Origin of the sequence: Streptomyces graminilatus (genome assembly GCF_001418565.1) — a bacterium.
In the GTDB taxonomy this organism is placed as follows: Bacteria; Actinomycetota; Actinomycetes; order Streptomycetales; family Streptomycetaceae; genus Streptomyces; species Streptomyces graminilatus.
This window is the reverse complement of sequence record NZ_LIQQ01000261.1, coordinates 1-24,290: the sequence shown is the minus strand read 5'-3', so window position 1 is coordinate 24,290 and position 24,290 is coordinate 1. Positions and strand designations below refer to the sequence as shown.

Annotated in this window: 21 protein-coding genes; 13 read left to right on the top strand and 8 right to left on the bottom strand. The window is 69.0% G+C overall.

Translation table 11 applies throughout. From position 1 onward, the window contains the following. Window positions 1-777 precede the first annotated feature (777 nt). Window positions 778-1,431 carry a hypothetical protein gene (locus AOK08_RS22080; RefSeq protein WP_055528957.1) on the top strand — a complete coding sequence of 218 codons (654 nt, stop codon included), beginning with the start codon at window positions 778-780 and terminating at the stop codon, window positions 1,429-1,431. Between the two features lie 141 nt (window positions 1,432-1,572). Here the strand turns inward: AOK08_RS22080 and AOK08_RS22075 are convergent, their stop codons facing one another. Together AOK08_RS22075 and AOK08_RS22070 are read right to left on the bottom strand one after the other, a co-directional pair. Then, entirely contained in the window at window positions 1,573-2,019 is a 447-nt protein-coding gene (locus AOK08_RS22075) for a VOC family protein (protein WP_241827050.1), read from the bottom strand. Between the two features lie 132 nt (window positions 2,020-2,151). Then, window positions 2,152-2,577 (bottom strand): MarR family winged helix-turn-helix transcriptional regulator, encoded by a 426-nt coding sequence (locus tag AOK08_RS22070; protein ID WP_055528955.1) that lies wholly within the window; start codon window positions 2,575-2,577, stop codon window positions 2,152-2,154. Window positions 2,578-2,696: 119 nt separating this feature from the next. On the opposite strand from AOK08_RS22070, the gene AOK08_RS22065 reads away from it, so the two are divergent. Then, window positions 2,697-3,074, top strand: a complete 378-nt coding sequence (locus AOK08_RS22065) for a cupin domain-containing protein (RefSeq protein ID WP_055528953.1) — start codon at window positions 2,697-2,699, stop codon at window positions 3,072-3,074. 109 nt (window positions 3,075-3,183) lie between these two features. Then, the gene (locus AOK08_RS22060) at window positions 3,184-3,402 is read left to right on the top strand and encodes a superinfection immunity protein (protein ID WP_055528951.1); all 219 of its coding nucleotides are present in this window, start codon (window positions 3,184-3,186) and stop codon (window positions 3,400-3,402) included. Window positions 3,403-3,487: 85 nt separating this feature from the next. Here AOK08_RS22060 and AOK08_RS22055 read toward each other — a convergent pair whose 3' ends face one another. Further along, a complete protein-coding gene (locus tag AOK08_RS22055; RefSeq protein ID WP_055528949.1) occupies window positions 3,488-4,297 on the bottom strand; it encodes an endonuclease I family protein in 810 nt (269 codons plus the stop codon). Between the two features lie 308 nt (window positions 4,298-4,605). Here AOK08_RS22055 and AOK08_RS22050 point away from each other — a divergent pair, with 308 nt between their 5' ends. The 5 genes from AOK08_RS22050 (at window position 4,606) to AOK08_RS22030 (ending at window position 12,792) form a co-directional block, all read left to right on the top strand. After that, window positions 4,606-5,478: a serine hydrolase gene (locus AOK08_RS22050; RefSeq protein WP_055528947.1), complete on the top strand. Its 873-nt coding sequence runs from the start codon at window positions 4,606-4,608 to the stop codon at window positions 5,476-5,478. A gap of 92 nt (window positions 5,479-5,570) precedes the next feature. Then, a complete protein-coding gene (locus AOK08_RS22045) occupies window positions 5,571-6,668 on the top strand; it encodes an esterase-like activity of phytase family protein (protein WP_055528944.1) in 1,098 nt (365 codons plus the stop codon). A gap of 275 nt (window positions 6,669-6,943) precedes the next feature. Next, on the top strand, window positions 6,944-10,633 hold the full coding sequence (locus AOK08_RS22040) for an ABC transporter ATP-binding protein (protein WP_055528972.1): 3,690 nt from the start codon (window positions 6,944-6,946) through the stop codon (window positions 10,631-10,633). A gap of 141 nt (window positions 10,634-10,774) precedes the next feature. Beyond that, entirely contained in the window at window positions 10,775-11,197 is a 423-nt protein-coding gene (locus AOK08_RS22035) for a hypothetical protein (RefSeq protein WP_055528942.1), read from the top strand. Window positions 11,198-11,316: 119 nt separating this feature from the next. Then, window positions 11,317-12,792, top strand: coding sequence for a S28 family serine protease (locus tag AOK08_RS22030; protein ID WP_055528940.1), 1,476 nt, complete (start codon window positions 11,317-11,319; stop codon window positions 12,790-12,792). A gap of 90 nt (window positions 12,793-12,882) precedes the next feature. Here the strand turns inward: AOK08_RS22030 and AOK08_RS22025 are convergent, their stop codons facing one another. Next, on the bottom strand, window positions 12,883-13,545 hold the full coding sequence (locus AOK08_RS22025; protein WP_055528938.1) for a hypothetical protein: 663 nt from the start codon (window positions 13,543-13,545) through the stop codon (window positions 12,883-12,885). A 197-nt stretch (window positions 13,546-13,742) separates the two neighbouring features. After that, window positions 13,743-15,581 carry a glycoside hydrolase family 3 protein gene (locus AOK08_RS22020; RefSeq protein WP_055528937.1) on the bottom strand — a complete coding sequence of 613 codons (1,839 nt, stop codon included), beginning with the start codon at window positions 15,579-15,581 and terminating at the stop codon, window positions 13,743-13,745. Window positions 15,582-15,861: 280 nt separating this feature from the next. Between AOK08_RS22020 and aroA the strand changes: the two genes are divergently transcribed. Continuing rightward, window positions 15,862-17,109 (top strand): 3-phosphoshikimate 1-carboxyvinyltransferase, encoded by a 1,248-nt coding sequence (aroA, locus tag AOK08_RS22015; RefSeq protein WP_055528935.1) that lies wholly within the window; start codon window positions 15,862-15,864, stop codon window positions 17,107-17,109. Between the two features lie 20 nt (window positions 17,110-17,129). Here the strand turns inward: aroA and AOK08_RS22010 are convergent, their stop codons facing one another. Together AOK08_RS22010 and AOK08_RS22005 are read right to left on the bottom strand one after the other, a co-directional pair. Continuing rightward, complete coding sequence (locus tag AOK08_RS22010) at window positions 17,130-17,930, bottom strand: sugar phosphate isomerase/epimerase family protein (RefSeq protein ID WP_055528933.1); 801 nt, start codon at window positions 17,928-17,930, stop codon at window positions 17,130-17,132. A gap of 17 nt (window positions 17,931-17,947) precedes the next feature. Next, the gene (locus AOK08_RS22005) at window positions 17,948-18,940 is read right to left on the bottom strand and encodes a bifunctional helix-turn-helix transcriptional regulator/GNAT family N-acetyltransferase (RefSeq protein WP_055528931.1); all 993 of its coding nucleotides are present in this window, start codon (window positions 18,938-18,940) and stop codon (window positions 17,948-17,950) included. Window positions 18,941-19,114: 174 nt separating this feature from the next. Between AOK08_RS22005 and AOK08_RS43495 the strand changes: the two genes are divergently transcribed. From AOK08_RS43495 to AOK08_RS21990, 3 genes are all read left to right on the top strand, one after another. Beyond that, window positions 19,115-20,314 carry a helix-turn-helix domain-containing protein gene (locus tag AOK08_RS43495; protein ID WP_079054191.1) on the top strand — a complete coding sequence of 400 codons (1,200 nt, stop codon included), beginning with the start codon at window positions 19,115-19,117 and terminating at the stop codon, window positions 20,312-20,314. 35 nt (window positions 20,315-20,349) lie between these two features. Then, window positions 20,350-20,946, top strand: a complete 597-nt coding sequence (locus AOK08_RS21995; protein ID WP_157876751.1) for a PIN domain-containing protein — start codon at window positions 20,350-20,352, stop codon at window positions 20,944-20,946. A gap of 78 nt (window positions 20,947-21,024) precedes the next feature. Next, window positions 21,025-21,423, top strand: coding sequence for a nuclear transport factor 2 family protein (locus AOK08_RS21990; RefSeq protein WP_055528926.1), 399 nt, complete (start codon window positions 21,025-21,027; stop codon window positions 21,421-21,423). 124 nt (window positions 21,424-21,547) lie between these two features. Here the strand turns inward: AOK08_RS21990 and AOK08_RS21985 are convergent, their stop codons facing one another. After that, window positions 21,548-21,943 (bottom strand): nuclear transport factor 2 family protein, encoded by a 396-nt coding sequence (locus tag AOK08_RS21985; protein WP_055528970.1) that lies wholly within the window; start codon window positions 21,941-21,943, stop codon window positions 21,548-21,550. Window positions 21,944-22,374: 431 nt separating this feature from the next. On the opposite strand from AOK08_RS21985, the gene AOK08_RS21980 reads away from it, so the two are divergent. After that, window positions 22,375-24,159, top strand: coding sequence for an eCIS core domain-containing protein (locus tag AOK08_RS21980; protein WP_241827047.1), 1,785 nt, complete (start codon window positions 22,375-22,377; stop codon window positions 24,157-24,159). The last annotated feature ends 131 nt before the right edge of the window (window positions 24,160-24,290 follow it).

Genomic DNA, 24,290 nt, shown 5'->3' with positions numbered 1-24,290 from the left:
CCGCGGTCGTCGCCGCCGGGCCCGCTGTCAGTGCCTGCGTTTATGGTCTCAAGCGCGCGGCCGGCTTCCGGGGGTTCCAACTCTGCAGAGAATGGTTTGCATCCCCGGTCTGTCTGGGGGCGGCCCGGAGGAACGTCCGGGACCCAACCGACGGTCGGGCTTCGTCGATCGCCAGCGGATGACCTGTCAGCGCCGGCCGCGCACCACTCCTCGCGCGGGTCGAGGGCCGGGCGGGACAGGCAGGCTGGTCCGCTCTTCGCCACCCGGGGCACCTTGGGCGGTTACCCCGGTGACTCCGGCCTCTGCCCCGCCGGCAACATCCCGCCGCAGTGGCCCGCCTGGATACCCGCGTGACCGTGGGGGACAGGATGTCAAGGCCAAAGCAAGCTGTTTCGTCGGCCCGCTTCGGGCGGTGAGCGGACTGTGCCGGACGAATATGGCCCTGCTGTAAGGGAGTTGACCATGCGTCAGCTGTGGCCTCTGAACTGCTGAAACGCCGTGAGGCCGACGTACCGGCCGACCGGTTTGAGGTGATCGGTGATCACGCTCCGGAGATTGGCCCGTTACCGGCAGTACGGGCACCGCCTCGGAAATCCATACTGGGTCCGCGCGACAACAGGGGCACTTGTGTACGTCTGTGTACGTCCCGATCCGCAACGCAACGCACGAAACGCGGCGCCACTGACCAGGCGCCGCCGAGGTTCACGCGGCCATCACTTTCACCCGAGCCAATCCGTGGCCGACGTGTGCCCACGATGCCCTGGGAGGGGAAACAGTATGAGGAACTCACGCCTGAGAACGCTGTCCGGTGTCCTTGCCGCCGGTGCGCTGATCGCCGGTCTGTCCGGTACGACGGCGCAGGCATCGGAGAACACCGCGAACACCGCGACCGCGGCCCCGGCGGAGATCGGCATCCGGTTCAACTCGGACGGCGATGCCGGGCAGTGCGGCGGGCTGGCGGGGCAGCAGTGGGGCGTGAGCCCGGACTTCACCCGGGCCATCCGCTTCGACACGGACAACCGCCCGGGCGGCTGTCAGCTCTCCTTCGGCGTCTTCGACCCGAACAACACGCTGGCGGGCGCGTCCATCAGCTACTCCTTCCGGGCCAGTGCCGGTGGCGACGCCGGCCAGTGCGGGAACCCGGGCACGTATCAGATGCCGATCCAGCGGTTCCGTACCTTCGGGCCCCAGGTCCGGGTCGACACCGACAACAGGCCGGGCTTCTGCAACCTCACCTTCTCCGTCTCGGGCCGCTCCGACGTCATCCTCGAAATCAGGTACTTCGCGGACGGTGACGGCGGCCAGTGCGTGAACACCCTCCCCTCGGATCAGGCCCACACGGCCTTCGCGGGCTCCCCGGTGACCATCGGAATCGACGCCGACGGACGCCCCGGCGGCTGCCAGATGCAGCTGCGGCTGCAGAAGGTGTAGCGGCACTTGGGTCGCGGCCCTGAGGGCGCGGCAGCAGCGGGCGTGTCCGGATTCCCGGGCAGGCCCGCGCTGTGTTTCCCGATCTTCGAGCACGATGTGCTGACCGCCCGACGACCTCGCGCGCCTCGAATGGCTGACCGCTTACGAGGCGGCGGACGAGCCCTCCGAGTCGCCCGCCGGAGCCATCCACATGACCTGCCAGCCGTGGCCGTCGAGGTCGAAGAAGGCGCGCGTGTACATGAAGCCGTGGTCCTCGGGGCCGTCCGCCTCGGTGCCGCCCGCGGCGAGCGCGGCCTCGGCGATCGTGTCGACGTCGTCGCGGGTCGGCACGCTGAAGCTGTAGAGCGCCAGCGCGTGTGTGGTGGCGTCGGCCATCGGCAGCTTCGAGTACTTCGCGAACGTCTGGTGGTCGAGCAGCATGACGGAGGCCTGCTCGCCGACCTGCATACAGGCGGCGGTCTCGTCCGTGAACATCGGGTTGTAGCTGAATCCGAGCCGCGCGAAGAACGCCTTGCTGCGCTCGACGTCCGCCACGGGGATGCTCACGAACAGCGTGCGGCCGGCGTGGGTGGGAGTGGTCATGGTCATGATGGGGCTCCAGTCCGAGGCTCGGGATTCGAAGTTCGAGGGTCGAGGTGTACGACGGGTAGACCGGACCCGCCCGCGGAACTCATCGGTACTCATCGGTGGATTCGAAACGGAGGAGTCGTGGCGCCGCTCCTACGAGTTCCCGAACCAGCCCGGCACATCGAGCAGGAACGGGTCCGCCGGTGTCATCGTGCGCAGGTCCGTCTCCAGGGCACGGAGGCGGTCCTCGCCGAGGGTCCGGGCCCAGTCGGTTCGGAGACGGTCGAAGATGTGCGCCGAGCGGGCCAGGCAGTCCGTGCCGCGCGCGGTGAGCCGTACGGTCTTGCGTCGCGCGTCGCGCGGATCGGTGCCGCGTTCCACGTAGCCGAGGCGCTCAAGCGTGTCGATCGTCTTGCCCGCCGCCTGTTTTGAGACGCCGAGCCGGCGGCCGAGATCCGCGGCGGTCGTGCCGTGCGGGCCGATCGCCTGGAAGACATAGCCGTGCATCGGCCGGACATCGGGGTGTCCTTGGCGCGCGAGCTCGCTGTGGAGGTCGTCGATGAGGACGCGGAAGGCCATGAACAGCCGCAGCGGCAGCTCGAAGCCAGGAGGGTCACTTACAGAGGGGTCACTTGACACGATCGACAACCAGGTTCACCATTTCGACAACCATGTTGTCGAGTTTACGGGGTTCCACCATGCCTGTCATTCACCACGCCGAGAGTCGCCGCACCGAGACCCCCAACGCCGTCGTGACCACATTCGCCTCGCCCACACTCGGCGGCGCCGGACAGGTCGTATGGCGCGTCGACATGCGACCCGGCACCTCGGGTCCCCTCCACACCTTCGACGCCGAGCAGGTATGGACGGTGCTGGACGGCGGCGCGACCGTCGAGCTGGACGGTGAGGAGCACGCCGTGATGCCGGGCGACACCGTCGTGATGCCCGCCGAGGTGCTGCGACGCGTGCACGCCGACCCGGAGCAGGGCTTCGTCGCGATCGTCGCCGCTTTCCCGGGCGGGTCCGCGGCCACTCCTGACAGCACCGACAGGATCGTGCCGGTCTGGACCGTTTAGCCATGTCAGTCCAGTGGTTTCCCTGGCAGCGGGAACCGGAGCGCGCTTTTCTCGGTCTTTGCCCACGCAGGTATGACGATATTACGAAGATCGATCCGGGGAGCGCACCGTGAACAGCATTCTGGCGATGGTGGTCATACTGGCCCTTGCCGTCCTTTACCTGGTGCCGTCGTACATGGCGTTCGGGCGCGGCGCGAAGGACCGCTGGCTGATCCTCGTCATCAACGTGTTCCTCGGTGGATCGCTCATCGGGTGGGGCGTCGCCCTCTACATGGCCACACGTACGCCCAAGAAGTCCAAGCGGTCGGGGGCGGAGGCGCTCGCGTAGTCGAAGCGGGCGGCAGTCGCCACACGCACTGAACGCCCCGTGAATCACAGGGCGTTCAGGTCACGTCGGGTCTGGAAAGGTTCGGCTACCAGATCGCCTCGACCCACTCCGGGTGGTCGATGAACGGGTTGCGGTTGTGCTGGTAGGTGTCGTAGATGACCTGGTTGCGCTTCTCCTCGAAGGCGCTCGGCGGGTCCTCGTCGTTCCACTGCTTGAGTACCGACAGCTTGCCGATGTTCGGCTTGCTGCCGTTGTTGACCTTCTCGTTGGGCTCCAGGTCAGGCCAGTTGTCGTCGCCCTCGTAGCGCACGGCCATGTAGAGGATCATGCGGGCCACGTCGCCCTTGTCCGCGTCGCGCGGCTCGAAGGAGTCGGAGTCCTTGAGGCTGCCGCCGCCGCCCGCGACCGCGCTGCCGCCGTTGTCGAAGTCCAGGTTGCCGCGGATGGAGTTGACCGTGACGTCCGCCGGGCGCAGGTGGTGCAGGTCCGTGCCGGGGCCGGTCGCCTCGCCGAAGTCGCCGTGGGACTTGGCCCATACGTGCTCACGGTTCCAGTCGCCGACATCGCCGCCGCTGAGGGACTTGCTGCGGGAGACCCCGCTGTACAGCAGGATCACGTTGCCGCTGTTGTTCGGGTCCTGGTCGGTGACCTTGAGCGCGTTCCAGACCGCCGAGTACGAGATCTTCGTCTGGCTGCTGATGATCGTGTGCAGTGAGGACTTGAGACCGGCGCCCGTCTTGCCGACCGCGTTCTTGTAGTACGTCGAGTCGTACGCGGTCGTCGTCGCGCCGGCCGGGGTGGCCGTCATCGTGGGGATGGCGAGGGCCGCCAGAACGGTCGACGTGGCGAGCGCCACAGCCTTCCAGCGGCGGGTGCGTATCTGCGTCGCGGGCATCGCAGGTGTCCGTTCTACGCGTGTCGAGTGGGGGAGACATCCGCGAGCGTGACATGGACATGAGTTTCGGACAATGAACTACGCGTGTCCGTTGCGTGACGCCATACGGCAACTCGGCTGATTTCGGCTCGATTTGACGCGCGTAGAACCAGGCGGGGGTGGGGCGGGTGAGGAGTGTGAGCGGGATCTCGAAAAAAGGTGCGATCTCCGCGCAACCATTCGCATGGGTGTGTGAGTCGTAAGGGCGTCGTAAGAACACCTGTGCGCCTGGGGCGCGTTGATGTCTTTCACGGGGATGGGAAATCGCCATGACTCACCACATATCCGGCCGAATGTCCAGATCTGCGAGCGCCCGCGTACTCGGCGGCGCCGCCGTCTGCGCCGCGACCGCGCTGTCGCTCGTCGCCACCGCGACCCCTGCCAACGCGGCCGCCGCGGCCGTCAGTTGTACGTCCGCTGACGCCGACCTCGCCGCCAAGCTCAAGCGGGACATCACCTCCGCGATGTCCACCCGCCGGGGTTCCATCAGCGTCGGTGTCTTCGACCGGACCACGAAGACGACCTGTACGTACCGGGCGCAGACCGCCTACGACTCCGCCAGTGTCGTCAAGGTGACCGTCCTGGCGACCCTTCTCTGGGACGCCCAGAAGCAGGGCCGCGCCCTGACGGCCACCGAGAAGAGCCTCGCCAAGGCCATGATCACCAAGTCCGACAACGCCTCGACCACGAAGCTGTGGAACCAGCTCGGCCTGGCGAAGGTCAGGGCCTTCGTCGCAGCCGCCGGTATGACACAGACCGTGCCCGGCGCGAACGGCTACTGGGGTCTCACCCAGATCACCGCCCGCGACGAGCAGAAGCTGCTGGGGCTCATCACCCTCACCAACGCGGTCCTCACCGACAACTCCCGTGCGTACATACTGCAGTTGATGGGTGAGGTCATCCCGTCGCAGCGCTGGGGCACCCCGAAGGGCGCACCCGCGGGTGTCTCCGTGCACGTCAAGAACGGCTGGCTGCAACGCGCGACGAACGGCTGGCGCGTGCACAGCGTCGGTACGTTCAAGGGCGGCGGCCACGACTACATGATCACGGTGCTCACGCAGGGCAACAGCACCTGGGACTACGGCATCGCGAGCATCGAGGGCGTCGCCAAGGTCGTCCACCGCGATCTCGCCGCGAGCTGATCGAAGGGCAACAGGCCGTCAGCCGGTGGGTTGTCGGCCGACTTCACCGCGGCGCCGCCCGGCGGTCACCGGCCCGATCTACGGTGACCGCCATGAGCCTGCGACGCCCTCTGCGACTCCTTCGCCCCCTGCGCACTCAGCGAAGCCTCTTCGCCACCTTCACCGCCGCACTGGCGGCGGCCGGCTGCCTGACCGCCGTCGGACCGGCGAACGCCAACTCCCCTTCGGCCAATTCCCCTTCCGTCAACTCACCTGCCACCAAAGCCTGTTCGCCCGCCGTCTCCATCGACCGCTTCTCCGACGCCCTCGACAAGACGACGTACGACGGCACCTTCGTCGGCAACTTCTCCGCGCTCGCCGTGGGCCGTGACGGCACCCTCGCCGCCCTCTCCGACCGCTCCTCCCTCTTCACCCTCGACCCGGGAACCCTGGCCCCGACGAGCGTCGTCCCCCTCGCCGACGAGAGCGGCGCCCCGCTCGACTCCGAGGGCCTGGCCGTCGACCGGGACGGCACCCGCCTCGTCTCCTCCGAGACGGAACCCTCCGTACGCCGCTACTCCCGCGACGGACGCGTCCTCGACCGTCTCCCGGTGCCGGACGCGCTCCGGGTCGCCCCGGCCGGCCGTGCCACCGTCAACCAGACCTTCGAGGGGCTCACCCTCCTCCCCGGCGGCCGTACGCTCCTCGCGTCCATGGAGTACGCGATCTCCGGCGACGCCACCGGCATCGTCCGCTGGCAGACCTGGGAGCGGCACGGGAAGAAGCGGTTCGCGCTCGGCGCCCAGTACGCCTACCGCACCGACACCGGCCTGGGCGTCCCCGAGGTCGCCGCGACCTCCGACGGCCGGTTCCTCGTCCTGGAGCGCGGCTTCACCGCCGGGGTCGGCAACACCGTCCGCCTCTATCTGGCCGACCCGCGCCACGCCACCGACACGAGCGGCATCGCGAACCTCACCGGCCAGGGCAAGGGCGTACGCCTGGTCAGGAAGACCCTCCTCGCCGACCTCGTGAACTGCCCGTCACTGGGAGCGACCGCCAAGCAGCCCCAGCCGAACCCCCTCCTCGACAACATCGAGGGCATGGTGATCACGGGCCGCACCGGGAAGCGCCTCGACGTCCTCCTGGTCAGCGACGACAACCAGAACGCCGTACAGACGACCCGCTTCTACTACCTGCGGGTACGCGCCTGACCGCGCCTGACCGTGTCTGACAGTGCCTGACCGCGTCCGGCCGCGCCCGACCCCGGCCTCCGACTGTTGCGGAGGGATGAAATCCGCTTCCGCCCGCGTTGGTGCTTACCGGTGGAGTACGGACGCGCGGATCTACGAAAGGCACCGGAGTGACAGAGGCACGGGGGCGGAAGCCGAAACAGGGACCGGAACCGGCAGCGGAACCCGTACCGGTACCGGCGACGGAACCCGTACCGGCGACGGAACCCGTACCGGTACCGGGATGGGCGCGGCGGCTGCTCGGGTACGCCTGGCGGTATCCGAAGGACGTCGTGCTGTCCCTGGGGGCGTCCCTGGGCGGGATGGCCCTCATGGCGCTGGTCCCGCTGATCACCAAGGTGATCATCGACGACGTCATCGGTGACAAGACCCGCTCCATGGGCCCCTGGGCCGGCGCGCTCGTCGTCTCCGCCGTGCTCGTCTACGTCCTCACCTACATCCGCCGCTTCTACGGCGGCCGGCTCGCCCTCGACGTCCAGTACGACCTGCGGACGGAGATGTTCGGGACGATCACCCGGCTCGACGGGCGCCGCCAGGACGAGCTGTCGACCGGGCAGATCGTCGGGCGGGCCACCAGCGACCTCCAGCTGATCCAGAGCCTCTTCTACATGCTCCCGATGACCCTCGGGAACGTGCTGCTCTTCGTGATCTCCCTCGCGATCATGACCTGGCTGTCGCTGCCGCTCACCCTGGTCGCGCTCGCCGTCGCCCCCGCCCTCTGGGTCGTCGCCAAGCGCAGCCGTACGAAGCTCCACCCGGCCACCTGGTACGCGCAGGCCCAGGCCGCCGCCGTCGCGGGTGTCGTGGACGGCGCGGTGACCGGCGTACGCGTGGTGAAGGGGTTCGGGCAGGAGGACCAGGAGACCGGGAAGCTCCGGGAGGTCGGGCGGCGGCTCTTCGCCGGGCGCCTGCGGACCATCCGGCTGAACTCCGTCTACACCCCGGCCCTCCAGGCCGTGCCCGTGCTCGGGCAGGTCGCCATGCTCGCGGTGGGCGGCTGGCTGGCCGTGGGCGGGCACATCACGCTCGGTACGTTCGTCGCCTTCTCCACCTATCTCGCCCAGCTCGTCGGGCCGGTGCGCATGCTCGCCATGGTGCTGACGGTCGCGCAGCAGGCGCGGGCCGGTACCGAGCGGGTGCTGGAACTGATCGACACCAAGCCCTCCCTCTCCGACGGGCACAAGGAGCTGCCCGCCGACGCGCCCGCCACCGTCGAGTTCGACGACGTGTCGTTCGGGTACGCGGACGACCGGCCCGTGCTCTCCGGGCTCAGCTTCGAGATCCGGCCCGGCGAGACCCTCGCCGTCGTCGGCTCCTCCGGCTCCGGCAAGTCGACCGTCTCCCTCCTCCTCCCGCGCTTCTACGACGTGACGCACGGCGCGGTCCTCATCGGCGGCCACGACGTCCGCGAGCTGACCCTCGACTCGCTCCGGGCCGCGATCGGACTCGTCCCGGAAGATTCGTTCCTCTTCTCCGACACCGTCCGCAACAACATCGCGTACGGCCGCCCGGACGCCACCGACGAGCAGATCCTCACCGCCGCGCGCGCCGCCCAGGCGGACCGTTTCATCGCCGAGCTGCCGGGCGGCTACGACACCAAGGTCGGCGAGCACGGCCTCACCCTCTCCGGCGGCCAGCGCCAGCGCGTCGCACTCGCCCGCGCCATCCTCACCGACCCCCGGCTCCTCGTCCTCGACGACGCCACCTCCGCCGTGGACGCACGCGTCGAGCACGAGATCCACGAGGCGCTGAAGCAGGTCATGGAGGGCCGGACGACTCTCCTCATCGCCCACCGCCGGTCCACCCTCGGCCTCGCCGACCGCATCGCCGTCCTCGACGGTGGACGCCTCGCCGACATCGGTACCCACGACGAGCTCCAGGCCCGCTCCGCCCTGTACCGGCGGCTGCTGACCGACCCGGACGAGCTGGGCGGCGTCTCGCCCGGCCGCACCCTGCCCTCCGCTCCGCCCGAGGACACCTCCGTACGGGACGAGCTGGACGCCGAGTTCGACGCCGAACGCGGGGTCACCCCCAGGCTGTGGAACGGGGACCGCCGGCCCAAGGACACCGCGTTCGCCGGGATGCCGGCCACACCCGAACTCCTCGCCCAGGTCGAGGCGTTGCCCCCGGCCGCCGACACCCCGGGCGTCGACGAGGCCCGCGCGGTCACACCCGAGGAGTCGTACGGGCTGCGGCGGCTGCTGCGCGGCTTCGGGCTGCCCCTGCTGGTGAGCCTCGGTCTGGTCGCCGTGGACGCCGGGATGGGGCTGCTCCTGCCGATCCTGATCCGGCACGGCATCGACTCGGGTGTCTCCCAACTCGCCCTGGGCGCGGTGTGGGTGGCCGCCGGGCTCGCCCTGGTGTCCGTCTTCGTCCAGTGGGCGGCGCAGATCGGCGAGATGCGCATGACGGGCCGTACCGGCGAACGCGTGCTGTACGCCCTCCGGTTGAAGATCTTCGCCCAGCTCCAGCGCCTCGGACTCGACTACTACGAACGGGAGTTGACCGGGCGGATCATGACGAGGATGACGACCGACGTCGACGCGCTGTCGACGTTCCTGCAGACGGGACTCGTCACCGCCTTCGTCTCCGTCGTCACCTTCTTCGGCATCATGGTCGCCCTGGTGGTGATCGACGTGCAGCTCGCGCTCGTCGTGTTCGTCACCATCCCGGTGCTGGTCGTCGGCACGTTCTACTTCCGCCGGGCGAGCGTGCAGGCGTACGAACTCGCCCGTGAGCGGGTGTCCGTGGTCAACGCCGACCTCCAGGAGTCGGTGTCCGGGCTGCGGATCGTGCAGGCATTCCAGGGCGAGCGGACGGGGAACGAGCGGTTCGCGGAGGGCAGTGACGGTTACCGCCGGGCGCGGGTCCGGGGGCAGTGGCTGATCTCCGTGTACTTCCCCTTCGTGCAGCTCCTGGCCTCGGTCGCGGCGGCGGCTGTGCTGATCGTGGGGGCGGGGCGGATCGAGAACGGCACCCTGACGACGGGTGCGCTGGTCGCCTACCTCCTCTACATCGACCTGTTCTTCGCGCCCGTGCAGCAGCTCTCGCAGGTCTTCGACGGGTACCAGCAGGCGACGGTCTCGCTGGGCCGTATCCAGGAACTCCTCCAGGAGCGGACCTCGACCGAGGCCGCCGAGGAGCCGCTGGAGGTGCTCTCCCTGCGCGGTGACATCGTCTTCGAGGACGTGGACTTCGCGTACGGCGATGATGAAGAGGCGCTCAGCGGTGTCCAGTTGGTCATCCCTGCCGGGCAGACCGTCGCCTTCGTCGGGGAGACGGGCGCCGGCAAGTCGACGCTCGTGAAGCTGGTCGCCCGCTTCTACGACCCGACCGGCGGCCGGGTCACCGTCGACGGCACCGATCTGCGCGACCTCGGCATCACCTCGTACCGGCACCGCCTCGGGGTCGTGCCGCAGGAGGCGTACCTGTTCCAGGGGACCGTGCGGGACGCCATCGCGTACGGGCGGCCGGACGCCACCGACGCCCAGGTGGAGGCGGCGGCCAGGGCGGTCGGGGCGCACGACATGATCGCCACGCTGGAGGGCGGCTACCTGCACGACGTCGCCGAGCGCGGACGCAACCTGTCCGCCGGGCAACGGCAGCTGATCGCGCTGGCCCGCGCCGAACTGGTCGACCCGGACATCCTGCTCCTCGACGAGGCGACGGCCGCCCTCGACCTGGCCACGGAGGCCCAGGTCAACATGGCGACCGACCGTCTCGCGGGCCGCCGTACCACCCTGGTCGTCGCCCACCGCCTGACCACGGCGGCCCGCGCCGACCGGGTCGTGCTCATGGATCACGGCCGGGTCGCGGAGGACGGCACCCACGAGGAACTGCTCCAACTGGGCGGCCGATACGCCGAGTTGTGGCGGACTTTCGTGGGCGCGCCGGAACCGGAGGAACCGGTCGTCTCGGGCCGCTGAGCGGTCGGCGGCGGGCCTGGGGTGCCTGGCGGGTCCGGCGGCCGGCAGGACAGTTGGCGCAACCGTTCGAGGGTGTCGTGCGTCCGTACATCAGTACGGACGCACGGCTGGAGTCATGGGCGGTCGCTGGAGGGGGACTCGGTGAGTGGTGGTTCGGTACGGCGGCGGCTGGCGCTCGGGCTGGCCGTGCTGACCGCGTCCGGGATGCTGTCCCTCGCGAGCCCGGTCACGGCGGAAGCGGCCTCGGGGGCCCCGAGTGTTTCGACCGCCTCGAATTCCAACGGGTGCTCCGGCCGCAAGGCGCGGACACTGGCCTTCGCCACGGGCGAGGTGCGTGTCTACCGGAACGGCGGCTATGTCTGCGCGGTGACCGTGCCCAAGCGGCAGGGTGCCCCGCAGTGGATGTCGGTGAGCCTGCGGGCGCGCGGCGGGCGTCCGGTCGTCGACGAGGGCCACTACACGAAGCGGGCAGGCCCGGTGACCGTGTACGCGGGGCGACGGCAGGTGTGGATCGAGGGCGCGGTCGGCAAGGGATCGGTCAGCTCCGGCTGGATCCGGCTCTGAGCCTCCCCCTGAACCCCTATTTACCGATCCCCGGCCCGAGGGATTTCCCTATCTCCCCTGGTGTGCCGCCAGTTGCTCCGATAGCTTCCGGCGCACAGATGTTTCATAGGGGAGGGTGCATGCGCAAGGCGCTCAGGTGGCTGCTCGCACTGGCCGTGATCGGCGGCACGGTGAGTACGGCGGAGGCGGCGACCGCCGCTCAGTCGGAGGCCATATCCGGCACCAAGAGCAGTACCAGCAAGACCAGTTCGGACAAGACCGGTTCGGACATCAAGGACCAGCTCCTCGCGATCCCGGGCATGAGCCTGATCCAGGAGAAGCCGTACACCGGCTACCGGTACTTCGTCCTCAACTACACCCAGCCGGTCGACCACCGGCACCCGTCCAAGGGCACGTTCCAGCAGCGCATCACCATCCTGCACAAGGACGTCTCGCGCCCGACGGTCTTCTTCACCAGCGGGTACAACGTCAGCACGACCCCGAGTCGCAGCGAGCCGACGCGGATCGTCGACGGCAACCAGGTCTCCCTGGAGTACCGCTTCTTCACGCCGTCCCGGCCCGCCCCGGCCGACTGGTCCAAGCTGGACATCCGGCAGGCGGCCGACGACCAGCACCGTGTCTTCAGGGCGCTGAAGAAGATCTACACCAAGAAGTGGCTGGCCACGGGCGGTTCGAAGGGCGGCATGACCGCCACCTACTTCGAGCGCTTCCACCCCCATGACATGGACGGCGTCGTCGCGTACGTCGCCCCCAACGACGTGGTGAACAACGAGGACTCGGCGTACGACAGGTTCTTCGCGGGCGTCGGCACCAAGGAGTGCCGCGACCGGCTGAACGCCGTACAGCGCGAGGCGCTCGTGCGCCGGGAGCCGCTGGAGAAGAAGTACGCGGAGTTCGCCGCCGCCGAGGGCCTCACCTTCAACACCATCGGCGGCCTGGACCGGGCGTACGAGGCCGTCGTCCTCGACTACGTCTGGGGCTTCTGGCAGTACAGCCTGCTCGCCGACTGCGAGTCCGTCCCGGCGGACGCGAAGACCGCGACCGACGACGACATCTGGACCTCGGTCGACACGATCTCCGGGTTCTCCGCCTACGCCGACCAGGGCCTGGAGCGCTACACGCCGTACTACTACCAGGCGGGCACCCAGCTCGGCGCGCCCGACATCAAGTTCCCGCACATCGAGAAGAAGTACGTCCGCTACGGCTACCAGCCGCCCCGGAACTTCGTCCCCCGGGACATCCCGATGAAGTTCCAGCAGTGGGCGATGCGTGACGTCGACAACTGGGTCAAGCACCGTGCCCGGCACATGCTGTTCGTGTACGGGCAGAACGACCCGTGGGGTGCCGAGCCGTTCCGCGTCGGCAAGGGCGCGAAGGACTCGTATGTGTTCTTCGCCCCCGGCATGAACCACGGCGCGAACGTCGCGGGTCTGGTCCCCGAGCAGAAGGCGCTCGCCACGGCCCGCATCCTGGAGTGGGCCGGCGTCGCCCCGGCCACCGTCAAGGCGAACCCGTCGGCGGCCAGGCCGCTGGCGACGTACGACGCGCGACTCGACCGGCGCGGCGTCGAGCGGGAGCACTCCGTACGGCCGTAACGGCCGTAACGTCCTTGTAGAACAAGGGCAGTTGATCGAGAAGTGGACCCGGCCCGGTGGCATCCGTCACCGGGCCGCTCCACTGTCACCTCACACCGGCTTCGCGCACCCCACCGGCCGTTCCCCGCCCAGCCGCACGTAAAGGGCGGTGGAGACAGGGCAGTCGACGCGCTTGCCGACGGCCTCGGTCACCCGGTACTCGGGCTTCCGCTCGCCCTTCCCGTCGCACGCCGTCTCGCGCACCTCCCCGCGCCCGGCGCTGTACACGCAGTCGCCGACGATCGTGCGCGGGCCTCCGCCGCCGCCCGGGTCCCCGGGGTGCGGGGCCTGGAGGTTGCGCATACAGGCGTAGCCCTGGGGGACGGCCCCGTCGCCGTCCTCGTCGGAGGCGGGCCGCTGTTCGCTGATGTGCAGCACGAAGTCGGTGGTCGCCGGGCACACCGGGCCCTCGGCCACCCCGCCGTCGTACCGGGCGACGACCCGGGCCGCCGCCCGCTCGCTGGTGCAGGGCACCTCCGTGAAACTGGTGATGCCGAAGGAGCTGCACTCGTCGATCGAGAGGAAGACGGTGCCGTAGCCGGTGGGCCGGGGCCGCGCGGGCCGCTGGTCGACGACCGTACCGTCGGCGGCCCCCGAGGTCGCCTCCGAGGCAGAGCTGCCCGCCGAACCTTCCGACGACCGCTGACACCCGGTCGCCGCGAACACCGCGACCAGTATCAGCAGCGCACAGGTGACCACCCGCACGCACACCACTCCCACGGACCCCACCACTCCCAGGGCCCCTTTGGGCCCCACAGAACGCACTTCGCGCATCGCATCCCCCCGAGTACCCGCACCCAGCGTGGCCCGCACCGCCAGAGCCACGCCGGAAGTTCAGCCTTTTTGCTCCTATTGAGGGGGGTGTGCGAATTGTGCGACGTACGGCACGTACGCCTATCGGCCTCCACTCTCTAGTACGACAGTCCGTGACCGATCGGATACAGGACCCGCGTCGGATCCTCCGCCCGCAACACCGGCACCGGCAGCCTTCCGCGCGGCCGGACGCGTCCCGCGATCACCCGGGCGGCGGCCCGGAGTTCGGTGTCGGTCCAGGAGTAGGTGGCCAAGTAGGCTTGTACGGCGGGTAGTTGGGCCACGTCGTAGGGGTTGCGGACGGCCACGCACACCACGGGGCGCCCGGTGGCGAGGAGTGCGGTGACGAGGGTCCGCTGACTGCTCGCGCCGCTCAGGTTGTACGTCCCGACGACCACCGCGTCCACCTCACCGGCGGAGGCGGCGACGGCGCGCGCGATGTCGGCGGGGGTGGGGTCGGTGCCGGTCGGCAGGGCGGTGGCGGTGAAGCCCAGTTCGGTGAGGGCCCTGGCCAGCACGGTGGTCGGCGGCCCGGTGGTGCCGGACGGCGACGCGGGATCGGCCCCGACGACGAGCACCCTCTTCTGGGTCACCCGGGACAGGGGCAGCGTCCTCCCCTCGTTGACGAGGAGGGTGGTGGACCGCTCGGCGATCCGGTCGGCGGCGAGGAGATGGCCCCGGACACCGACGGCCCGGTCGACCCCGGCACGGGTGACGTACGGCCGGTCGAGCAGCCCGAGCCGGCCCTTCAGCCGCAGGACGCGCAGCAGGGACGTATCGAGGCGCTCCTCGGTCAGCTCGCCCTGCCGTACGGCCGCGAGGACCGCGTTCCAGGCGAGGTCGATCGACGGCGGGTTGAGCAGTTGGTCGGCCCCGGCCTTCAGCGCGAGCACCGGAACACGGTCGTCGCCGTACTTCTCCCGTACGCCTTGCATGCTCAGCGAGTCGGTGACCACGACTCCGTCGTAGCCGAGTTCGCCGCGCAGGATCCCGGTGAGGATCGGACGGGACAGGGTGGCGGGGTCGCCGGAGCCGTCGAGGGACGGGACCATGATGTGCGCGGTCATGATCGAGTCGACGCCCGCGCGGATCGCGGCCCGGAACGGCGGCGCGTCGACCGTGCTCCACTGCTCGCGCGTGTGCTCGATGACGGGGAAGCCGTAGTGGCTGTCGACGGCGGTGTCCCCGTGCCCCGGGAAATGCTTGGCGGTGGCGGCGACGGACGCCCGCTGATACCCCGTGACCTGCGCCGCGACCAGCCCGGCCACGGCCTTCGGGTCCGCGCCGAACGACCGTACGCCGATCACCGGATTGGCCGGGTTGACGTTCACGTCGGCCACGGGCGCGTAGTCCTGGCGGATGCCGAGGGCGCGCAGTTCGGCGCCGCCGATACGGCCGGCGGTCAGCGCGTCGGCGCGTGAGCCGTTCGCGCCGAGGGCCATGGCTCCGGGGAGGAGGGTGGCGGGCCGGCCGACGCGGGCGACGATCCCGTGCTCCTGGTCGGTGGAGATGAGGACGGGCAGCCCACGGGGAAGGGCGAGGGAGGCCTGCTGGATGCCGTTGCTCAGGTCGGCGATCTGATGCGGATCTCGGGTGTTGTGCGCCCAGGAGAAGTAGATGATCCCGCCGACCCGGTACTTGGCGACGAGTTCGGCCGCCGTCCGTACGCCGATCTCCGCGAGGTTGGCATCGACGTCGGCCTGGTCGGGCGCGGTGGCGGAATGCCCGTACACCCGCATGACGAACAGTTGCCCGACCTTCTCCTCCAGGGTCATCCGGGACACGATCCGGCGGAGGCGCGCGTCACTGTCGTCACTGTCGTACGGACGCGCTTCACCTCCGAGGGCGAGCGAGGCGCCGGTGCCGGCGGTCGCGGCGAGAAGGGCGCGTCTGGAAGGGCGGGAATTGGTTCTGTCCTGCTCGGCGTGGTCGCGCACGAAGGCGCTCCTTACTTCGTGAAGGAACCTTCCGAGAAGTAAAGGGTCCGCCACCGGCGCGACGGAGGGGGACGCGCCGGTGACGGCTCGCTGGTAGGGGAGTGAAAGATGGGGGGGGCGAAGCCCCCCTCTCGGGGGCGCGGGGAACTGCGCGACAAGCTACGACGGCGCCGCAGCCGACCCGACAACCCCTAGCGGCTCCCCCGGGGAACGACGACGTTCATGGTCCATTTCGCGGACGTTCCGGCACGCGGGCCGCAGGCCGGGCCAGCATAGGACCATGGCCGTCGTAGACATCCCCGGTTCCAAGTCCATCACCGCCCGCGCCCTCTTCCTCGCCGCGGCAGCCGACGGGGTCACCACCCTCGTACGCCCCCTGCGCTCGGACGACTCGGAGGGCTTCGCCGAGGGCCTGGTCGCTCTCGGCTACCGGGTCGGACGGACCCCGGGCGCCTGGCAGATCGACGGCCGCCCGCAGGGCCCGGCGGCCACCGAGGCCGACATCCAGTGCCGCGACGGCGCCACGACCGCCCGCTTCCTCCCGGCCCTCGCCGCCACCGGCCACGGCACCTACCGCTTCGACGCCTCCGCCCAGATGCGCCGCCGCCCCCTCGCCCCCCTCACCCGCGCCCTGCGCGACCTGGGCGTGGACCTGCGGCACGAGGAGAAGGAGGGGCACCACCCGCTGACGGTCACGGCGACCGGTGTGAAGGGCGGGAACGTCACCCTCGACGCGGGCGAGTCGTCCCAGTACCTCACCGCGCTGCTCCTCCTCGGCCCGCTGACCCGCCAGGGCCTGCGCATCCGTGTGACGGACCTGGTCTCGGCGCCGTACGTCGAGATCACCACGGCGATGATGCGGGCGTTCGGCGCCGAGGTACGGGTGGACGGCGACGTGTTCGTGGTCCCGCCCGGCGGCTACCGGGCCACCACCTACGCCGTCGAGCCCGACGCCTCCACCGCCAGCTACTTCTTCGCGGCGGCGGCCCTCACCGGCGGCGAGGTGACGGTCCCCGGTCTCGGCACCGGCGCGCTCCAGGGCGACCTGGGCTTCGTCGACGTACTGCGCCGGATGGGCGCCCGGGTGGAGGTCGCGGACGACCGTACGACGGTCACCGGAACCGGCGAACTGCGGGGCCTGACGGTCAACATGCGGGACATCTCCGACACCATGCCGACCCTGGCGGCGATCGCGCCCTTCGCCTCCGGCCCCGTACGCATCGAGGACGTGGCCAACACGCGCGTGAAGGAGTGCGACCGCCTGGAGGCCTGCGCGGAGAACCTCCGGCGGCTGGGCGTACGGGTGGAGACCGGCCCCGACTGGATCGAGATCCACCCCGCGGCGGCCGGCGAGGCCCTTGCCCAGGGCGCGGACATCAAGTCGTACGGCGACCACCGCATCGTCATGTCCTTCGCGGTGACCGGCCTGCGCGTGCCCGGGATCACCTTCGACGACCCGGGGTGCGTACGGAAGACGTTCCCCGGGTTCCATGAGGCGTTCGGCAAGCTGCGGGACGTACTCGGCTAGGCCGGTACCGGTCGGCTGTCTCAGGCCGACTCGGTGAGCAGTCGGGTGAGGTGCTCGCGGCCGGCGTCCAGGAGACCCTCCAGGGGTGCGGCGGCCTCGTACCACCGCTTCTCGTACTCCCAGCACAGCCAGCCGTCCCAGTTGTGCCGGGAGAGCACCTCGACGCACTCGCCGAGCGGCAGGACGCCCGCGCCCAGTGCCACCGGGGTGGTGTCCTCGGCCGAGGCGATGTCCTTGACCTGCACGTATCCCAGGTGCGGGGAGAGGGCCGCGAAGGTGTCCGCCGGCTGCTCACCGCCGAGCCAGGTGTGCATGACGTCCCACAGCGCGCCCGCCTGGCGGTGTCCGACCGGGCCCAGGATTCGGATCGCGTCGGCGCCTGTGCGATGCGAGTCGTGGGTCTCCAGCAGGATCCGTACGCCGTAGTCGGCCGCGTACTCGGCGGCCGTGCCGAGCCTGCGGGCCGCCGTCGCGTCGGCTTCCGCCGGGCTCTGGTCGGTGCCGCCGCCGGGGAACACACGGACGAACGGGACGCCCAGGTCGCGGGCGAGTTCGAGGAGCGCGCGAAGCTCGGCGAGCACGGGCTCGTCGTCGCCGGGCGCCGCGACCCGCACGTACCCGGCGAGGCCGAGGATCTCGACGCCGGACGCCTTGAACTCCGCTGCCACATCGGCTCGTTCGGCGAGGCCGAGACCGAGGTGGACGGGTTCTTCGGGGTGCGTGCGCAGTTCGACGCCGTGGTAGCCGTGGGCCGTCGCGAGCCGCAGCACATCGGGGATGGGGAGACCGGGGACGCCGAGGGTGGAGAACGCCAGTTTCATACGAGCGACCCTAGCCGTCACTCCACCGTTTCGGCCGGTTCCGTAGCGGTCTCCGAGCGGAGATCCACATCCACATGTGCGTCCACATCCGCATCCAGATCCAGTCGCCAGTCCTGGCCGACCAGGTCCCTGCCGAAGGAACGGTGGGGCTTCTCGGTGTCGAGGACGAAGCCGTGGCGCTGGTAGATGCGGCGGGCGGCGGTGAGTACGTCGTTGGTCCACAGGACGAGTTCGCGGTAGCCGACCTCGCGGGCGTAGCCGACGACAGCCGAGACGAGCCGGTCGCCGATACCGAGCCCGCGCGCCTCCGGCTCTACGAGCAGCAGCCGCAGCCGGGCCGTCCCGGGCACCTCGTCCCGTACGCACATCACGCACCCGACGGGCCGCCCGTCCAGTTCGGCGATCCACACCCGTTCGAGATGCGGGTCGTGGTCCTCGGCGAAGTCGGCGACGATACGGGCGACCAGCCCCTCGTAGTCGGTGTTGAAGCCGTACTCGGCCGAATACAGCGCCGCGTTGCGCTGCACGATCCAGCCGAGGTCACCGGGGTCGGGCTCACGCAGCACGACGTCCTCGCGGCGCGGGGGCCGCCCGCCGGAGAGGAGCGAGCGGACCGTGTGCAGCGCCTCCGTGAGCCGGGGCCGGTCGGCGGCGGGCACGGTGGCGAGCAGGGAGGCGATGGCCTCCGTGGACCGCTCGTTCAACAGCCGCGCGGTCTCGCGCCCCCGCCCGGTGAGCGTGACACGCCGCCGCCGGGTGTCCCGCTCGGACGGCGCCCGCTCGACCAGCCCGTCCTGCTCGAACTTGTTGAGGATACGACTCAAGTACCCGGCGTCCAGGGTGAGTTCGGCACGGAGATCGACGGCGTCGGTACGGCTGGAGTGCGCGAGCTCGTAGAGGACGCGGGCCTCGGTGAGGGTGTAGGGGGCGTAGAGGCGGCTGCTGTAGTCGAGGGCGCCGATGACGTTCGTATAGAAGCGGTTGAAGGAACGAAGGTCCTGAACGGTCACAAGGCCACCTTGGTTGACTCAGTCAGAGATATCGCTGTCTTGAGGGTAGAGGCAGGGCGAGGCGTTTCTCAAGGGCGTCCTGGTCCAGGCAGGCTCTTGTCAGTGTCTGGTGATAGACATTTCACTGGCCGTCGTGAATCAGGCCGGTAGAATTGATTCAGAAGGAGGTGCTACGTGGATCTCAAGCTTGTGGGGGAGCGGATCCGCCGCGAGCGCGAACGTGCTGGGCTCAGCCAGCGTGATCTCGCTGCTCGCGCTCACCTCTCCCAACCGACATTGACTCGCATCGAGAACGGTGCCCGCGCCAACGTCACGCTCGCTGAGCTGGATCGTCTCGCGGTCGCGCTGGACATCCCCGTGCGGCTGCTGACCAGCGGGAATCCTGTCCGCAGCAGAGTGCGCATCGCGGCAAGGGCCGACGATGCGGTGACCGAGGAACGCGAGGAGGCCCTGCGGCACACGCTTGAAGTGCTTGAACTCGATGCCCGCCTGGACAAGCTCGGGCCTGCCGCGCTCCAGCAGCGCAAGCCGGCCGGTTTCTTGCCTGTGCCGGACGAGGGGTTGCCCGAGGAGCGCCAGGCGAGAGAACTGGCGCACCGGGTACGGACGGCCCTGAACCTCGGCATCGCGCCCATCGCTGATGTGGATGAGCTGATCGAGCAGCTCACCGGTGTCGACACCGCGGTGCTGAAGCTGCCGAAGGCCACGGACGGATTCACCGCCACAGATCCAGAACGCGAGACCACACTCATCGCTGTCCGCGCCTGTGACGTCCCGGAACGCCAGCGGTTCAGCTTCGCTCACGAGCTTGGGCACCTGCTGTGGAACGACGGCGCCCAAGTGCATGAGCTGAACGACGGGCGAACCCCGGGAGAGCGGCGGTGCGATGCCTTCGCCCGCCATCTCTTGGCTCCGGAGGAGGGAATCAAAACCTGGCTGGCGGCCGAGAAGTTCGCTCTACGTACCCCGGTGAACGAACGCACGGCCGCGCTCCTGGCGCGCCACTTCCGCGTCAGCTTCATGGTCGTCCTCATCCAGCTCGAATCAATGAAACTGATCACGGAAAGGCAGAAAAAAGAGCTGCGAGGGCCGACCGGGGTCCAGTTGGCGCAGCGATATGGCTGGGGGCCGGCATATAAACAGGAACAAGAAGCCGCTGAAGCGGTGAGAGCCCCACGGCGCATCCTTGAACGTGCTGTCGAAGCGTATCGGCAGAACATGATTGGAGTTCGTGCACTGGCTGTTCTTGAAGGAAGCAGTCCAGAAGAACTGGAAGTCAGACTGAGGGAAGCCGGCATACTTCCCAACCCGCCGAACGTTAAGCGTGCCAATCTCTCGCGGTTGGTTGCGCGTGGGATGGTGAAGGAGCAGTAGAGTATTCCCGGCCGAGGCGTCGAAAGGGTGGGGGATTGCCCGAGGAGCAGATAGAAGCATCCAGCGAGGATGCTTCGCTGGAGCAACGCGAACCCGTCTGTATTCTGGATGCGGTTATCTGCGTGCATTTCGTCGGCGCAAATCTCCAACGCCTCCTCGTGGACGTGTTGCAGAAGGCCGAACTGGTGCTCCTTGTGCCGCAGGAGGTCTGCGACGAGGTCGCCCGCAAGGACAGGAAGTATCAGGGGCTCAAGCTCAGATGGACACGCTTCACCAACAGTGACTGCATCAAGGTCCTCCCGGCGCTCCAGGCCCAGTCCGCACCGGAGCGTGTGGTTGAGGTCTTCGTGGAGGTGCGAGGTCGTCAACTCGAAGATGCTCTGCGGGATTCCAAGGATCTCGGTGAAGCAGTCGTCGTGGCTCACGGAGTGCATTACCAGGACAAGGGGCACGAGGTTCTGGTCGCCATCGATGACCAAGGCGGCCAGGCCCTCGCAGCGGAGCGCGATCTTCGGATCATCACCGTGGAAGACGTTCTCGCGCTGGCAATCGAATTCGGGAAATTCCCGACCGAAGGTGACCTGAAGAAGGCCTACTTCAAGGAATGGCGGGCGAACAACGCCGGGGAGTAGCTCGTTCGGCGGCGTTGGCCGACTTTTCCGGATCTGTAGGGGGATACCCAATGAACCGACCGATGTTAACGTCATGTCATGCCCAAGACGAAAATTGACATGCTGACCGCCGAGTTCTTCGAGACCTTCGACAACCGGGGCGGCAGGGCCGCCGACGTGGACCGGATCCGCCGGCTGGTTCTTCCGGGCGGTGTGATCGTGAAGACCGGACCGGAGTTCACGGTCTACACCGTGGACGAGTTCATCGAGCCCCGCCTGCGATTGCTGGCCGACGGTCGGCTCGTCGAGTTCTCCGAGTGGGAGACCTCCGGACGGACAGAGATCGTGGGCGACATCGCGTCGCGGTTCTGCGAGTACCGCAAGTCCGGGATCCTGGACGGTCAACCGTTCGAGGGGGCCGGGACCAAGACCATCCAGTTCGTCCGTACCCCGGAGGGCTGGCGGATCGCGTCGGTCGCCTGGTACGACCAGCCCTGACCACGGGAACGGCCCGCCCGCGACGCGGTGACGTGTGACGGGCGGGGCGCCCGGAATACTGCTGGGGGCGCCCCGCCCGGCAGGTCCGGAGAGTCGCCGAGTCCGGAGGCCCGGAGGGTGTGACTCAGCCCCAGAACTCGTTGCTGCGGTCGATGTCCTCGACGCACTCGTCGAGGTCGGTGATCTTGTCCCCGATGATCCGGAAGACGATGCCGCCGGGCTCGTCGATCTTCCGGCCCTCGCGCTCCGCGGTGAAACGGTGCATGGAGACCGCGTGTCCCCGGCCGTCGACGAGAACGTTCATCACCACCACGCGCAGGCTCCCGGCCGTCTCCTCGGCGAGCCGCCGGTACATGTCGATGATCGCGTCCTGCCCCTTGAAGTCACCGGAGAGGTGGTGGCTTCCGGGTACGTGGTGCGTGGCGTCCGCCGACATCAGTCCGCGCAGTGTGTCCATGTCACCGCGCGAGAAGGCGTCGTAGCCCTTGCGTACGAGGGCCGCGTGCGGGTGTTCAGTCATGGTGATCGCCACCTTTCGGTGTGTGGGCGATGTCCGACCGACGGGGCCCATTGTCCTCGGGTTCGGAGCGGTACGCAGGTCAGGGGGCGGGGCCGCGTCAACCGCACCAGGCCCCGCCCCGCCGATCGGGCGGCCCGGAGTGCCCTTTCGGCCGTCCTCGTGGGTCTTCACGGGCCCGGTCCCGTGGTCGACACTTGTCGGCTGAGCGTGCCCGAAGCGTCCCCGCGCGGGCGCCGCAGCGACTCGCTCTGGAGGCCTCCCTCGTGCACGGTCATCGGCAGAACGGCGGCCACGCCGACGATCCGCAAGAGGCGCACCGGAGGCCGGCCGGACAGCCGGTCCGGAACGAGGGTACGGAAACCGGGGCGGGTATCGCGCTGCCCCTGAGTTCCGTGGCCCCGCTGGCGGCCCCCTTGGGCGCCCTGGCTCCTGTGGCCTCCCTGACCCCGGAGACGGTTCTCGCACTCCAGCGGACGATCGGTAACGCGGTCGTCGCCCGGCTCGTGGAGCAGCACCGGCATGCCCAGGACGACGCGCATCGCGAAGCGCGCGAGCGGGATGCGCGGGTCGAGGTGCAACGCTCGACCGTGCACCAGGTGCTGCGCTCCCCGGGCCGACGGCTGGCCGAACCGCTGCGCACCGAGATGGAAGCACGGCTGGGCGCCGACTTCACCGGAGTTCGGATCCACGACGACACCGTGGCCCAGCGGTCGGCGACCGAACTCGGCGCCCGCGCCTACACCTCCGGGAACCACGTCGTCATCGGCCGGAACGGTACGGACAAGCACACCCTTGCCCATGAACTGACGCACGTCATCCAGCAGCGCCAGGGGCCGGTGGCCGGCACCGACCATGGCGACGGGACGCGGGTCTCGGACCCGGGCGACCGTTTCGAGCGGGCGGCGGAAGCCAACGCCCACGCCGTCATGTCCCGTCCCGTCGTGCAACGCGAGGCAGAGACGGCGCCGACCCGGACCCCGGCCGGGACACCGCACGATGCCACGCAGTCGATGATTCAGCGATCGATATTCATCGGGGGCGAGAAACTGGACTGGCAGAAGGCCGGACAAAAGCTGAAGGAGGAGCAGGGGGCCGATCGGTTCGGCAATGCCGAAAAGCTCGACTTCATTCTGCGGTATCTCGACTCCGTGAACTACAAGAGTCTCGGCACGGCCCAGCTCTTCGGCGCGGTGAACAACCTTTACCGGGAGCTGGACAGATTCGCGGTCGACTCGGTGAACCCCAAGGACTGGGCCGTGCTTCACCGGCTCCGAGGCGGCGCGACGAAGCAGGGATTCGATGACTTCCTGAAGCAGCGGGGAATTTCCGGGGACGAGGTGGTCAAGCAGAAAGAGGGGTATATGGCCGCCGGTGCCAAGTACAACCCGGTCGATTACGGCGGGAAGCACACCTGGAAGGGGAACGAGAAGTGGCTGGAGGACGTGAGCGGTAGAAAATTTGTCCTGACCGATGTTCCGCTGCGAAAGAGCAACATCCTGCGAAAGCTCACCGCGGAGGGGCAGCCGACCACGGATCACGAAAAGTCCCACGCCGGTCAGGTGAGCGCCTACGGGCGGGAGATCGCATATGCGCTCGCGCAGGGATACCTTCCGCTGTGGTCCGACCGTCTGAACGCGAAGGGGGCCGCGCAGGATGCCGGCAGCCTTCCGGTCTTCGTCATGGCGCCACCCGGGAAGGTCGGCCCGATGGCGTCCGGAACTCGGCCACAGTTCGTGGACGAAGATTACATGGCCGAGATCGCCCGAGAAGGAATCGTCTGGGACGACGGAAAGCGACTGCTGGAGGCGTTCCGGCTGGCGGGACTTCCGACAGTTTTGGACACCACTCCCGAAGCGCATCAAGCTGCCGTGGAGGCAAAGCACGCGGAACGGGCTGAAATGATTAAGCGGCGCGAGAAATCGGAGGAAGCGCGGAAACAGAAGGAGGAGAAATCCGAAGAAGCAAACTCGAAGAGAAAGCAGGAAGCCGCTCAGACGAGCGAAGTGCTGGATTCCGTCGGACTGACGAAATGGCTTGCCGAAAGGCTTGCGGCCGAGGGGTGCACGAGGAGCAAGTTCAATCCAACCGGCGACAAGCTGGGGATGATCGTAAGTGAGGCGATCGAGTGCGGGCTGGTCGGTGGGAGGTACAGCAGGAATTCACTCAAGGACTACATCAAAACGCATGTCAGAAACCTCCTGCCGGAGAAGTCCTGACCCTTGGGCCCCAACTCGCCCCAAACCTCCCCAACTCGCCCTGACCCAGAGCCCCAGCCCTCGGCCACTCCGAGGCCCTCAACCCTCGGCTACTCCCAAGGCGCCCCCGAACCACCAGCTCCCCCCGGGCG

Excerpts from the sequence above, each read along its gene's own strand:
- AOK08_RS22080 (WP_055528957.1), top strand. The coding sequence starts at position 778 with ATGAGGAACTCACGCCTGAGAACGCTGTCCGGTGTCCTTGCCGCCGGT.
- AOK08_RS22075 (WP_241827050.1), bottom strand. The coding sequence starts at position 2,019 with ATGACCATGACCACTCCCACCCACGCCGGCCGCACGCTGTTCGTGAGC.
- AOK08_RS22070 (WP_055528955.1), bottom strand. The coding sequence starts at position 2,577 with ATGGCCTTCCGCGTCCTCATCGACGACCTCCACAGCGAGCTCGCGCGC.
- AOK08_RS22065 (WP_055528953.1), top strand. The coding sequence starts at position 2,697 with ATGCCTGTCATTCACCACGCCGAGAGTCGCCGCACCGAGACCCCCAAC.
- AOK08_RS22055 (WP_055528949.1), bottom strand. The coding sequence starts at position 4,297 with ATGCCCGCGACGCAGATACGCACCCGCCGCTGGAAGGCTGTGGCGCTC.
- AOK08_RS22050 (WP_055528947.1), top strand. The coding sequence starts at position 4,606 with ATGACTCACCACATATCCGGCCGAATGTCCAGATCTGCGAGCGCCCGC.
- AOK08_RS22045 (WP_055528944.1), top strand. The coding sequence starts at position 5,571 with ATGAGCCTGCGACGCCCTCTGCGACTCCTTCGCCCCCTGCGCACTCAG.
- AOK08_RS22030 (WP_055528940.1), top strand. The coding sequence starts at position 11,317 with ATGCGCAAGGCGCTCAGGTGGCTGCTCGCACTGGCCGTGATCGGCGGC.
- aroA (WP_055528935.1), top strand. The coding sequence starts at position 15,862 with ATGGCCGTCGTAGACATCCCCGGTTCCAAGTCCATCACCGCCCGCGCC.
- AOK08_RS22010 (WP_055528933.1), bottom strand. The coding sequence starts at position 17,930 with ATGAAACTGGCGTTCTCCACCCTCGGCGTCCCCGGTCTCCCCATCCCC.
- AOK08_RS21990 (WP_055528926.1), top strand. The coding sequence starts at position 21,025 with ATGCCCAAGACGAAAATTGACATGCTGACCGCCGAGTTCTTCGAGACC.
- AOK08_RS21985 (WP_055528970.1), bottom strand. The coding sequence starts at position 21,943 with ATGACTGAACACCCGCACGCGGCCCTCGTACGCAAGGGCTACGACGCC.